Genomic DNA, 12,482 nt, shown 5'->3' on the forward strand with positions numbered 1-12,482 from the left:
TCATCATTCCCACCTCCTTTTCTGGAAGAACATGCCAGAAGATTCTGGCGCCAACATTGTCTATTGGATTTCGATGTCTCATTGAGACTTCTCAATCACAGGTTCCACGATACACACCGCGATAGGGTTACGCCACTCATTTTTCGAAGAGATTAAAACGGGGAACCTCGCCTCGGCGTGTTTGGTGCGACACGCCGGGACAAGGTTCCCCCGGGGACTTCTTGGCCTACTGCTCTGTAGCTTCGGGCTGCATCCGCCACCACTGAAGCAGCGCCGCAATTGCTTCCTCTTCTTCGATCGGCCCGTTGTCCAGGCGACGCTCGAGCAGGTAGTTGTAGGCGCGACCCACCACGGGACCGGGCTTGATCCCAAGGATCTCCATGATCTGCTGGCCGTTGAGGTCCGGCCGCACGGCGGCCATTTCCTCTTTCCCGCTGATCTCTGCAATGCGTGCCTCAAGGTCGTCGTAGGCAAAGGCAAGCCTGTCCGCCTTCTTGCGGTTGCGCGTGGTCACGTCCGACCGCGTCAACCGGTGCAGCCGCTCCAGCAAGTCGCCAGCGTCGTGAACGTAGCGACGCACCGCCGAGTCGCTCCACCCTGCATCTCCGTACCCATAGAAGCGCATATGCAGTTCAACCAGGCGGGCCACCGCCTTGGTGGTGTCATTGTCGAAACGCAGGGCGCGCATGCGGACCTTGACCTGCTTGGCACCGACGACGTCATGGTGGCGGAAACTGACAGCACCGTTCGATTCAAACTTGCGAGTCGCAGGCTTGCCGATGTCATGCATCAGTGCGGCGAAGCGCAACACGAAGTCGGGACCCGGCACCGGGCCCTCCGCATCACTTTCCAGCTCCATGGCCTGCTCCAGCACCGTCAACGAGTGCTGGTAGACGTCCTTGTGTCGATGGTGTTCGTCTAGTTCCAGGCGCAAGGCGGAAACCTCCGGAAGCACGATGTCTGCCAGCCCCGTATCCACCAACAGGTCAATGCCGGCGCGCGGATCGACACCGTTGATCAACTTCACCAGTTCGTCCCTGACACGCTCGGCGGAGATGATCTTGATCCGCTCAGCCATTTCCTTCATGGCCGCGCGCACCTCGTCCGCCACGCCAATGCCCAGCTGGGAGGCGAATCGCGCGGCACGCATCATCCGCAACGGGTCGTCGGAGAAGGACATGGACGGGGCACCCGGCGTGCGGACCTCGCCCTCGGCCAGGTCGGCGGCTCCGTTGTATGGATCCACCAGTTCCAGGCTCGGCAGGCGCAGCGCCATCGCGTTCATGGTGAAGTCGCGGCGGTAGAGATCGTCTTCCAGCCTGCGGCCGAAGGCCACGATGGGCTTGCGGGAGGAAGGGTCGTACGCATCGGCCCGGTAGGTGGTCACCTCGATGGTGTGCTCGCCCTTGCGCAGCGCAATCGTTCCGAAATCGCGGCCCACCTCCCAAGTGGCATCGGCCCATCCGGCCACCACCGCAAGGGTTTCATCTGGGGAAGCACTGGTGGTGAAGTCAAGATCCGGGGACACTCGGCCCAGGAAGAGGTCGCGCACCGGTCCCCCCACCAGGGATAGTTCAAAGCCGGAATCGACAAACCGCTGCCCCAGCTCAAAGATGACGGGGGGCAAAATATCGGAGAGGACCTGTGGGGACGGTAGCTGCTGCATAGTTCTTTAAGGGTGCCAGACTTTCGGGACGGTGACATGTTCCGGGCCTCCCCGATTCGGCGTTAGCTTCCACACGCCTGATGCCGCCGCTTCGCACCGAAGAATGGAATCACGCGCCGAGCGGGCGGGGCAAGCCACGAAGTGACGCAAAACCGATAGAGTGGTTTCCATGGCTCATCCAGTTCCCAGCGCCCCGAAGCGCACGCCGTTGACTGCGTCAATGGCGCATGCGCAGGCGCAGGTGGGCACCGGACACCACCCGTTGCCCACTGTGGAGGAAATCTCGGCCGGCGGCGTCGTCATCGACACGTCGCTTCCCAGCCTGCCGGTGGCCATTATCGCCAGGTACAACCGCGGCGGACGCCTTGAATGGTGCCTGCCCAAGGGCCACCCCGAGGGCGCCGAAACCAACGAAGAAGCAGCCGTCCGCGAAATCGAGGAAGAAACCGGCATCGCCGGCGACATCCTTGCCCCGCTGGGTTCGGTCGACTACTGGTTTACCGTCACCAACTACCGCGTCCACAAGACCGTGCACCATTTCCTCTTGCGTGCAACGGGCGGCGAACTGACCATCGAAAACGACCCGGACCACGAAGCCGTGGACGTGGCGTGGGTCCCGCTGCTTGATCTCGGCAAGCGCCTGTCCTTCCCCAATGAGCGGCGCATCGCCGATCTTGCGCGTGAAGTGCTCCCCAACTATGTCCCAGGTATCTAAACACCCCGCGCGTCCCAGCACGCCCACAGACCCCGGCCAAGCAATCACACAGCCAGTCCAAGGCCTACGCGCTGATGGCGTCGGGCACCATGGTCTCCCGCGTACTCGGCTTCATCCGCACCGCGCTGCTGGCTGTTGCCATCGGCTCGAGCACCACGATGGCCGACATCTTCGAGAAGGCGAACGTCATCCCGACGATCATCTTCATGCTGCTGGCCGGCGGCATCTTCAACGTGGTGCTGGTTCCCCAGCTCATCAAGGCCTCGAAGGCGTCCGACCGCGGATCCGCGTACACCTCCAAGCTCGTGACCCTCACGATCGTGGTGATGGGCCTTGCCACGGTGCTGCTGGTTTCCATGGCGGGACCGCTGATCAAGGTGCTGACCCTGGACTGGACCCCGGCGATGATCGCCATGGGAACCACGTTTGCGTATTGGTGCCTGCCACAGATTTTCTTCTACGGCGTCTACGCGGTGATTGGCCAGGTGCTCAACGCCCACAGCCGGTTCGGTGCCTATATGTGGGCACCGGTGGCCAACAACCTGGTGCAGATCTGCACCATCGGAACCTTCATCATCCTCTTTGGCGCCTACTCCGGGGACGGCGACCAGCTGGCCGCCTGGACCTCCGAGCAGACCGTCCTGCTGGCAGGCGGCGCCACCCTGGGCATCGCGGTCCAGGCGCTGGCCCTGTTCTGGCCTTTGCGCCGCGTCGGACTGAACTTGCGCCCGGATTTCTCCTGGCGCGGCATGGGCCTGCGGCACGTGGGCAAGCTGGCTGCCTGGACGCTGGGGTCGATGATGGTGGGCAACATCGCCTCACTGATCAACTCCAAGTTCGTCTCGGCCGCGGCTCCGGCACGTCTGTTGCTGCCCGACGGCGGGGCTACGGTTCCGGGCGAATACGCCTTGAACACCTCCCAGCTGATCACCGTGCTGCCACACTCCATCTTTGCCCTCACCTTGGCCACAATGCTCTTCAACGAGTTCACCAAGGCCTTCCATGAGAAACGCCGCGAGGACATAGCGCCACTGCTCTCTCGCGGGCTGCGCACCAGCGCGGTTCCGATCGTCTTCGCCTCGGTGGCCTTCATCGTGCTCGCCGGGCCGTTGGGCCGGCTGTTTGCCGGCAGCTCCTCCACCGCGATGTTGCAGGGCGCCGCCATCGGCCAGTTGTTGCTTCTCACGACGCTCGGGCTGCCATTCAAGTCCATTCACTTCTTCATGATCCGTGTCTTCTTCGCCGAGGAAGACACCAAGACCCCCATGCTGATCCAGACCGTTGTCGCCAGCCTCACCGTCGCATTGGCCTTCGTCGCGGTGCAGGTCCTGCCTACAACGGACATCGCCCGGGCCGTGGCGCTGATCTACGGTGCCACCAATGTGCTCTCCGCGGTGATCGCGCACTTCCTGATCGTCCGCCGCTATGGCGACTACGGCAGCGCCAGGGTCGCGACCGCGTATATCCGCATCGGCATGATGGCCACCATTTCCGGAGCCGTGGGGGCTGTGGTGCTGTGGCTGCTGGGCGGCTACGACTGGGGATTTGCGTGGAGTTCCATCGGTGCCGCGGTCGTCTCGATTGTCGTCGTCGGGTCCGTCATGGCCCTGGTCTACATCATTTTGCTGCGCCTGATGCGCTCGGAGGAGCTAGATGATTTCCTGGGTCCGCTGGCCCGCCGAATCCCTTCACTGCGGCGGTAATCGGAGCAACTGGCGGGTTCGGGAGACCCGGCGCGCCCCCGGCTTCGGCTTGGGACTTCGAGAAATCCCGTCCCCATCCCGGTAACATGGAACGGGGCACCCACGAGGGTGCCGGCAACGCAAAGTAATCCCGGGAGGGAATCGTGTCGCAGCCCATCGACGCCGGCGCCATGCTTGGCGGCCGCTACCAGGTCACCGAATTGGTCTTGACCTCAGCCGACGGAGACCAGGTCCTCAGTGGCATCGATCAGGTGCTCAACCGGCCTGTCAGCATCCTGGTCGGTTCAACGGCCAATGCCTCGCAGCTGGCCACGAGTGCGCGCGAAATTGCCACCGGCGAACGCTATGCCGCGGTCCAGGTCCTGGACCTGGGAATTTCCGAGGGCAACACCTACCTGGTGACAAACCTTGCGGAGCCCGCAGACCTTCTGGATCTGGTGGTCCAGGTCGATGCCCCCTACGTCGAGCCGTTCTACACCGACACCCTGGGGACCGAGATCTTCGGCGTGACCCGCTCAAAGGAGCCGGCACGCTACGAAGACGACGCCGAATACTACGAGGACCAGCGCACCCAGGAAGAGCAGCGTCCATCCATGCTCGACCGGCTGCCGGAAATCAGCCTCAACGAGAAACTAAACAGCATCAAGGGCCGCTTCGGCCGCGGCAAGCAGACCCCGCCGTCGGTCCCCCCGGTTCTGCCCGCTGCATCGGTGGGTTCGAGCACCGAGCAGGCTCCTGCCGTTTCGGCGCCCTCTCCCTCCGCCCCTGCCCCGGCGGCTTCCTCCCCGACCCCCGCGCCACGCGAAACCCCTGCCGCGACGCAGGCCACCCCCACCACTCCCCCGGCGCCCACGGCACCGCCCGTCGGCCAGCCTGCTCCCAAGGTCACTCGAATGGAAACCACGGACCACACCGAGGAACCCGTCGTGACGTCCGCTGCCGCCCTTGCAGCGGCGCAGAAGTCCCGTGGCATCAACGTCGACGAATCGGGCCAGCGCGTGGCCTCCAGCTTCCCCGTCGCAGCCCAGTCGTACTCGGAGCCGCTGCAAGAGGACTACGAGGACGAGGACGAGGAAGCTGGTGAAGGCCGAAAGAAGACCACGCGCCTGCTCGTGGGTGCGTTGCTGTGTGCAGTGCTGGTCTTGGCCGTCGTCTTCGCCTTCAACGCATTGGGCGGCCGCGCCCCCGAACCCGTGGCCAGCGACTCCCCCACGCAAAGTGCCCCCGATACCAGCGGCGGCAGCGAGCCGGCCTCGGAATCGCCGAGCGCCGCCCCTGTCGAGCCCGTGGTCGCCGACCTCTCGCGCATGGTGCCTGGCAACCAGGACCTCAACGCGGAGACGGACAGCACCCTTTCCAAGGCGATCGACGGCAACCCGGCAAGCCTCTACAGGTCATACTCCTACACGTCCCCCCAGTTCGGCGGACTTGCATCGAACATGGTGCTCATCGCGGAGCTGGAAGAAGTTTCCGACGTCACGGAAATCCAGCTTGAGGGTTTGAACGGCACCGGTGGATCCTTCGAAATCCGCGTCGGTGAAACGGACGACCTTTCCGATGCCAAGATGGTTTCCAGCGGTTCCTTCACCGGACCGACTGTAAGCGTCCCGGTCAGCGGCGAGAACGGTGCAGCTGCCAAGGGGCAATACGTGTTCCTTAACGTCACCGAACTGCCGCGCCGCGCCTCGGGCGGCAACGCCTCCCGCCCGTACGGCCTGCAAATCGGCGAGTTCCGCGTCTCCTAGCCCCACCCGGCCGGGAATACCAACACTGCATTGGCTGTTATGCAGGACAGTCCCCCTTACCCGCGGCGTGTTTGAACCAGGCCGCACTCATGAAAGGTTCACCGACCCGTGGCCACAGAAGCACAAGACGCCATCCGCAACGTCATCATCATCGGTTCGGGCCCCGCCGGCTACACCGCGGCCGTTTACACGGCACGTGCGAACCTGCAGCCCCTGGTCATCGCCGGCTCGGTGACCGCCGGCGGCGAGCTCATGAACACCACCGACGTGGAAAACTTCCCCGGCTTCCCCGAGGGCATCATGGGTCCGGACCTCATGGACAACATGCAGAAGCAGGCCGAGCGTTTCGGTGCCGAGATCCTCTTCGACGACGTCACCGCCGTGGATCTGGCCGGCGACGTCAAGGTCGTCACCCTGGGCGACGGCACCGTGTACCGCGCCCACGCCGTGATCCTCTCCACCGGCTCGGCCTACCGCGAGATCGGCCTGCCCGACGAGAAGCGCCTTTCCGGACACGGCGTCTCCTGGTGCGCGACCTGCGACGGCTTCTTCTTCCGCGAACAGGAAATCGCCGTAATCGGCGGCGGCGACTCGGCCATGGAAGAAGCACTCTTCCTGACCAAGTTTGCCTCCAAGGTCACCGTGGTCCACCGCCGCGATACCCTGCGCGCCTCCAAGATCATGGCCGATCGCGCCCTGGCCCACCCGAAGATCGAATTCATCTGGGACTCCGAGGTCGTTGGCATCACCGGCGAGCAGAAGGTCACCGGCATGACGCTGCGCAACCTAAAGACCGACGCCCGCCAGGACGTCCCGGTCACCGGCATGTTCGTAGCCATCGGCAACGACCCGCGCACCGACCTGGTCAAGGACGTACTGACCCTCACGGCCGAAGGAACCATCGCCGTCGAAGGCCGCACCTCCAAGACCAGCCTCCCCGGCGTCTTCGCCGCAGGAGACGTCATCGATTCCTCTTACCGCCAGGCCATCACCGCCGCCGGCTCCGGCTGCGCCGCGGCCCTGGACGTCGAGCACTACCTCGCAGACGTCCACTCCAACGCCGCGACCCCGGCAGCGGTTTCCGTCTCCAACTAGATCCCCTTCCCAAGCACTGGGAAGAAATCCTTAACGAAAGGTGCAGGCCATGAGCCAGACCAAAGACGTCACCGACGCAACGTTCCAGGCCGATGTCCTCGAGGCCGCCAAGCCCGTCATCGTGGACTTCTGGGCCGAATGGTGCGGCCCTTGCCGCCAGCTGACCCCGATCCTCGAGCAGATCGCGGCCGAGCACGCCGAGAAGGTCGACGTGGTCAAGGTCAACGTCGATGACAACCCGGCCATCGCCGCCAAGTACGGGATCACCAGCATCCCCGCCGTCTACGTCTTCCAGGGCGGCGAACATGTCGCGACCTCCATCGGCGCCAAGCCAAAGCCGGTCCTGGAAAAGGAATTCGCCGCGTACCTCTAATACGCGCCCTCGAATCCACCAGCTCGGTGCATCCGCCCCACGGGACGGATGCACCGAGCTTTTTTAAGCCCTACCTCGGGTCCGTCTCCCGATCGAACGACAATGGATACGCTCTGGAACAAGTGCTGTCCATATACAATTGAAATTGTTTGTTTACCTAGAAAACGTAGTCGATTCTGTTCGACTCGGCATCGATGCCCGGTTTTAGTTTCCGTAACTCACCAGGATCTACACACCTGCCATAGATGGCCTCCGGCTTGTCGACACCTCAGCCATTTGCTTGCAACCTCAAGCTTCGCGAACAGCAACAATGACGGAACGCTGTCAGTCCGCGCCGAAACACTTGCCCCTGTTCGGGCAACACGTCCGATCGAATCCGACGGTCCGTGAAGTTCACGGACCGCTGGTCTGCAGCTCGTCACCCACACACTGCCCCGCCATATCCAGGATTGACGCAGACGTTTTCCTTTGCGCGACAGTGAATCCGTGGCTTCAGGCTTGGTTCGTGTTGGGTCTGACGATGCCTCGTTGTTCAACGCACGCGCGTGCACGATCCACCGACTGAGCAATTCCATGGTCGCATCCGTTCCAGGCTTGCCGTTGTCAGCTCCCCATCGGTTCCCAACCCCTCGATGTTCTTGGGCGGAGAGCCGTGAGACCTCTTGGCGGAGAGCATCCGCCGTGCCTGTTCGACGTCGACTGAATATCCGGAGGTTTGAGAGCCACCGGATATTGCCTGTCAGAGCCAGCAATATCGCCGTTGAGGGCCAGTACCGCCACGGGCGGGAGCCACCGGCCTCCAACGGTTCCTCGCCGGCCTGGACGGCACCGATCTTCTCGCGCAAGTTGTACGTTCCGGTTTCGCTACAGATGGTGTTGATAATGGTCCGGTCCATGTTCGCTTTGGCGTGGCCGCCGAAGCCGAGTCGATGGCGGTAGCCATTCTACGGATACTGCCTGCAGAGCACCGGCGAGGTTGAGCCGCAGCGGCGGTCCCAAGACTCGATCCGCAGGCAGAGCCCCTTCCCTGTAGCGCGCTCCGGCAACAGCCCGCCGATCGGCGGCAGAATGGAGTCCGCAGTGCATTTCCAGAGCTTCGCGGTGCCCAGCAGCATGTTGTCCTGAGCAATCGGGGCAATCGGTCGAGGCCGGACCGACTCACTCATTTCGCAGGGCCTGCTCCAATTCGACGGCAAATCGGTTCCCATGAAGACTATTCCCGTTTCCCCGGGATGGTCCCCACGCGCAATATTGACGCCTCCCAAGGCGCAATTGGTGGCTCTGAACGGCAATATTGGTGACTCTCTTAGAGTCAGATATTCATCACCAAAATTCGCTCAACGCTCAGGACGTCCATGAATCGTCACCAAGCAGCCACCAAATCTCTCTGCGATACCCCACCGTCGAGTATCCAGCGGGCGGTGCGGCGTGTGCAATTCTTTCTCCGTTCCAATCAAGCGTGATTTGTCCCGAGCGACGGCACCTCGACGTTGAGTTCGCGAGGCAAGTTCGCATGTGAGCCTTGGACGGTCGCCGGTCATGTGCATGCAGTTTGCGACTGCCCGCGATTTTCGCCCGACAGGAAATCAGGCGGTGACGGATGATCTTGACCGGCGCATTCGCATCTCCGCGAACCAACCCCGATGCCGATTGGTCATCAGGCATCTGTCATGAGCGACCGTTGTCCCCGGTGTGTGGCTATAGGGCGTGCATATGTGGCTCCCGGGCCGCATGTCGCTCATCTCCATGATGGTTCATGCACACCACGGGATGAACAGGATTGGGTTACATTTATCGATTCTTCATGGGAAAGGCCTTCGATCCTGCGCCTCATCCCTACATGCTCAGCATGCCAGTAGTACCGTCTGGACAGGCTTGAAGCCGTGGGCTAGTTCGAATTCATTATCCGTTGGGTGCACGCGGGTCACTGCAACAATGAAGGGCTTACCGTTCGAGGCTCCTTGCATGCGCCTCCACTCCCCCAAAGCTGCGCGAACGCGGCTTCTGCGCTCCTGTGCGCCGCTCCCCCAGTCGCGCGACGACCGTGGTCTACTGCGGTCAGGGATCGGCATACCGACCGTTTCATCCTGAACGATTCGACCCTAGGTTGGGCGGCATGGGCACTGTTTCACGTGAAACAAACACGGCCAGCCTCCGTAGATCACGATTGGTGCCTTGCGCGTTTACGGAGTGTTTCACGTGAAACACTCAACATCTTGGCCAGGTCTCGATTCCCTTCTCAAACGATAGGAACTAGATGTTTCACGTGAAACCGTACCGAAGCAAGATCCCGCATGCACTCCGAGCAGATTATTCAGCCATTGCGCCTCTCACCAGCTTTCCCCCAAACACCGTGGTGCTCGGGCACGACGTGGTACAGATCCTTGACAAGCATTCCTCATTGGTCCGCACCTTCCCGCGCGTCTTCGGGAAGCACACCGAGACGATCTTCGTCCCCGCGTCCCTGGTCCTGATGCTGGTGATCAAGCCCGGTAACTGAGCCTATTCCCCGTTGCGGACTCTGGTCACCGACCCGGCGTGACTGGTTGGACAAAACCACCGCCACCGACCGGCGACGGCTGTTCAACGCGGTGGATGCCGTGCCCGGGACCACCGGGTTCAAGTTCGCGATAAAGGCCGCCCACACCCTGATCGCGCATGGGCACGAATTGGACATGGCCATGCTGTCCCGTCAAGGTGGACTTGAGCGTCTACGACACCTTCTCCACCCTGAATATGACCACCAGAGAAGCCGCATGGATCGATCACCGTCCAATACCTGCTCGAGGCCGGCAAGCATGCCTCGCTCACCGACACAGTGCTGACCGAATGGGCCGAGAAGGGCACCCCGAAGCAACGTGACTACCTACACGGGGTGTTTGTGGCCGAACACGAATCGCGGCGGCAAGAACTGCTCAAGGCCGCACTGCTACCGGCCATGAAAGTCCTCACCGGGTTCGACTACAGCAACGTCAGGTTCCCCGAGGACTACTGAGGCCATCCCTTGGAATCCCTGGACTTGATCGAAAGAGCGTTTAGACATTGCTGATGGTTTTCCTACGCGAGCAGGACGTGCTCCCGGCCGCACTCGTCAAGCCGCCATCAGCCCCTAAACCTTCTTGCGGGGTTATCGGCAGTGGCTGGCTGCTGAGCGTGATCTCTCGGAAATGACCATACTTCGATACGCCAATTTGGCACGGCGGTTCCTCGACACAACCGTCCGCCCTGCGGAGGACGTGGCAGCGTTCATGCTGCTCGAGAGCGGGCGGGTGAGTTTGGGTTCCGCGCGCGGACGCGTGGTCGAGGTTCGTTCGCTCTTGCGCCACCTGACAGAGCTGGATCTGGCGATTTCAGTGTCGTCGGTCGCAGGATGGAGGGATGCCGGCCTGCCCGTTTCGCTGACGCCACCGAGGTGGAGAAGTTGGTGGGTTCCTGCGACGGAACGGGGACATCGGACACGCGGGACCTAGGAAAGTATTCCTGATCGAACCAGCCCCCGAAAACCTATTCGGCCTGACCTCGTCGTGGACGTGCTCAGGTGTGCCTGCCCGCGCAGCCGATGCACGGGGGTCCCTCCTGTCGGTTTGCTCCCGCATCGGGGACGGTGGCACCCTCCCTTGTTGAGCGTCGCGTTGTTTGGGGATGAGCCGTCGAGTTCGGTGCCGATGCAAGGTTTCGACTTGTAGGTCTTGATCTTCGGTTATTGGCGGCGGCAAGCTGACGATAACCAAACTTAAGGCAAACGACCCAGCGCCAGATTTCGAAGGCTGCGCCGGGTCGTTCTAACGCGAAAGAGTCGCGCTAATGATCACGGTAAGTTATGCGCCCGCCGCTGTCGAATCTGATCTGCGTGGCGGGCTCCTTTCATGCCCCGAATGCGCCGGGGCATTGCGTCCGTGGGGCCATGCACGGGAACGACGGATCCGCATGGGAACCGCGGGGCCGTCCGTGTCGGTGTTTTGCCCGTTGCGGGCCCGGTGCACCGGATGCCGGATGACTCATGTGCTGTTGCCGGTTGTTCTGGCGGCACGGAAGGCTGATGAGGCTTTGGTGATCGCCGCAGCCATCGAAGCCAAGGCCCTCGAGGGGCTCGGCCACCGCTCCATCGCGGATCGGGTGGGCCGGCCGGTGAGCACGGTGCGTGGTTGGCTGCGGTCTTTCGGCTCTTCCGCCGCGTCCCTGTGTTCTTGGTTTCGGTCTCTGCTGCTCCGGGACGCGTCGGATGCCGCGTCGCTCTGGCCGCAGTCCGCCCGTGGAATTCTTGCCCAGGCCTTGGGGGTTCTGTTGGCCTATGCCCGGGTGGTGGGCGAGCGTTTTGCGGTCCCGGAAGCCAGCGCAGTTCCTTGGCATGCTGCCGCGTTGGCCAGCGCCGGGCCGTGGGTGTTCAGCGGCACCTGGTGGGTGAAAAGGCTTGCAACACCAATTGGCCCTGATAGGGCGGGGTGTTGATGGGCGAAAGTGGGCAACAAGCATGACCTGCGCCCCGGTGCAGGTGGTGCCGATAAATACCGTTTCCCTGAAAGGACACCGCCTTGATGCCACTTGCCCTGATCCCGGAACAGCGTCCGGAAACCTTCGTTGCAGCCGACCCTCCACCGGCAACACCGGCACCGTCCTCGGCTCCGGTAAAAGGACCGGTGAAACGCAGCGAACGCGCCGAGCAGATCGCCCTGTTCCGCTACCAGCTCATCCGAGAAGCAGCCGATGACCAGCTCGGTGCCAAGGCCCGAGGTGTCATGGTGCGCGCACTGGCCACCCAATACCATCCCTGGCCTTTCGGGGGCACCAAGCGGTTCTCCCGGGAAAGTATCGATCGCTGGATCAAGGCCTGGAAGAAGGACGGCTTTGACGGGTTGAAGCCAACCCAACGCGCCCAAGGCCCGATCACCGAGCCCCGGGTGCTGCTGCTGGCCGAGACCTTGAAGCGGGAGAAGCCTCACGGCACTGCCGCCCAAATCAAAAGGATCATCGCCACCACGCTGGGCGATGCACCCTCGGAAACGACGCTGCTGCGCCACTTCCGGTCCCTGGACATTTCCACCGGCGTTCCCGGGGCCTCCACCGGCCGCTTCGAAACCGAGGAATCCAACGAAATCTGGGTGGGAGATTGAATATTTGACTCTTTGGGGGCCAGCAATATTGCGCTTGGGGGCCACCGCGGGAAAACGGGATTATTGTCCTTGGG

Annotated in this window: 10 protein-coding genes; 9 read left to right on the forward strand and 1 reads right to left on the reverse strand. The window is 62.6% G+C overall.

The window, feature by feature from the left end:
* Window positions 1-226 precede the first annotated feature (226 nt).
* Window positions 227-1,666 carry a CCA tRNA nucleotidyltransferase gene (locus ABD687_RS13890; RefSeq protein ID WP_310290244.1) on the reverse strand — a complete coding sequence of 480 codons (1,440 nt, stop codon included), beginning with the start codon at window positions 1,664-1,666 and terminating at the stop codon, window positions 227-229.
* Window positions 1,667-1,835: 169 nt separating this feature from the next.
* On the opposite strand from ABD687_RS13890, the gene ABD687_RS13895 reads away from it, so the two are divergent.
* The 9 genes from ABD687_RS13895 (at window position 1,836) to ABD687_RS13935 (ending at window position 12,408) form a co-directional block, all read left to right on the forward strand.
* A complete protein-coding gene (locus tag ABD687_RS13895) occupies window positions 1,836-2,381 on the forward strand; it encodes an NUDIX hydrolase (protein ID WP_302263608.1) in 546 nt (181 codons plus the stop codon).
* A 74-nt stretch (window positions 2,382-2,455) separates the two neighbouring features.
* Window positions 2,456-4,084: a murein biosynthesis integral membrane protein MurJ gene (gene murJ, locus ABD687_RS13900; protein ID WP_344761003.1), complete on the forward strand. Its 1,629-nt coding sequence runs from the start codon at window positions 2,456-2,458 to the stop codon at window positions 4,082-4,084.
* Between the two features lie 143 nt (window positions 4,085-4,227).
* Complete coding sequence (locus ABD687_RS13905) at window positions 4,228-5,829, forward strand: hypothetical protein (protein WP_310290240.1); 1,602 nt, start codon at window positions 4,228-4,230, stop codon at window positions 5,827-5,829.
* 108 nt (window positions 5,830-5,937) lie between these two features.
* Complete coding sequence (gene trxB / locus ABD687_RS13910) at window positions 5,938-6,924, forward strand: thioredoxin-disulfide reductase (RefSeq protein WP_264271064.1); 987 nt, start codon at window positions 5,938-5,940, stop codon at window positions 6,922-6,924.
* A 49-nt stretch (window positions 6,925-6,973) separates the two neighbouring features.
* Complete coding sequence (gene trxA / locus ABD687_RS13915; RefSeq protein ID WP_264271063.1) at window positions 6,974-7,297, forward strand: thioredoxin; 324 nt, start codon at window positions 6,974-6,976, stop codon at window positions 7,295-7,297.
* A 2,257-nt stretch (window positions 7,298-9,554) separates the two neighbouring features.
* A complete protein-coding gene (locus ABD687_RS13920; protein WP_310290236.1) occupies window positions 9,555-9,797 on the forward strand; it encodes a hypothetical protein in 243 nt (80 codons plus the stop codon).
* Window positions 9,798-10,115: 318 nt separating this feature from the next.
* On the forward strand, window positions 10,116-10,292 hold the full coding sequence (locus ABD687_RS13925) for a hypothetical protein (protein WP_310290233.1): 177 nt from the start codon (window positions 10,116-10,118) through the stop codon (window positions 10,290-10,292).
* An 809-nt stretch (window positions 10,293-11,101) separates the two neighbouring features.
* Window positions 11,102-11,746: a DUF6431 domain-containing protein gene (locus tag ABD687_RS13930; protein ID WP_302263213.1), complete on the forward strand. Its 645-nt coding sequence runs from the start codon at window positions 11,102-11,104 to the stop codon at window positions 11,744-11,746.
* Between the two features lie 86 nt (window positions 11,747-11,832).
* Window positions 11,833-12,408, forward strand: a complete 576-nt coding sequence (locus ABD687_RS13935) for a helix-turn-helix domain-containing protein (RefSeq protein WP_310290230.1) — start codon at window positions 11,833-11,835, stop codon at window positions 12,406-12,408.
* Window positions 12,409-12,482 lie beyond the last annotated feature (74 nt).

The sequence above is a fragment of the Paeniglutamicibacter sulfureus genome, from assembly GCF_039535115.1.
GTDB lineage: Bacteria > Actinomycetota > Actinomycetes > Actinomycetales > Micrococcaceae > Paeniglutamicibacter > Paeniglutamicibacter sulfureus.

What these genes read in the sequence shown, in the direction of transcription:
- trxA (WP_264271063.1), top strand. Translation starts at nt 6,974, where the DNA reads ATGAGCCAGACCAAAGACGTCACCGACGCAACGTTCCAGGCCGATGTC.
- ABD687_RS13895 (WP_302263608.1), top strand. Translation starts at nt 1,836, where the DNA reads ATGGCTCATCCAGTTCCCAGCGCCCCGAAGCGCACGCCGTTGACTGCG.
- ABD687_RS13920 (WP_310290236.1), top strand. Translation starts at nt 9,555, where the DNA reads ATGTTTCACGTGAAACCGTACCGAAGCAAGATCCCGCATGCACTCCGA.
- ABD687_RS13890 (WP_310290244.1), bottom strand. Translation starts at nt 1,666, where the DNA reads ATGCAGCAGCTACCGTCCCCACAGGTCCTCTCCGATATTTTGCCCCCC.
- ABD687_RS13930 (WP_302263213.1), top strand. Translation starts at nt 11,102, where the DNA reads ATGATCACGGTAAGTTATGCGCCCGCCGCTGTCGAATCTGATCTGCGT.
- ABD687_RS13935 (WP_310290230.1), top strand. Translation starts at nt 11,833, where the DNA reads ATGCCACTTGCCCTGATCCCGGAACAGCGTCCGGAAACCTTCGTTGCA.
- murJ (WP_344761003.1), top strand. Translation starts at nt 2,456, where the DNA reads ATGGCGTCGGGCACCATGGTCTCCCGCGTACTCGGCTTCATCCGCACC.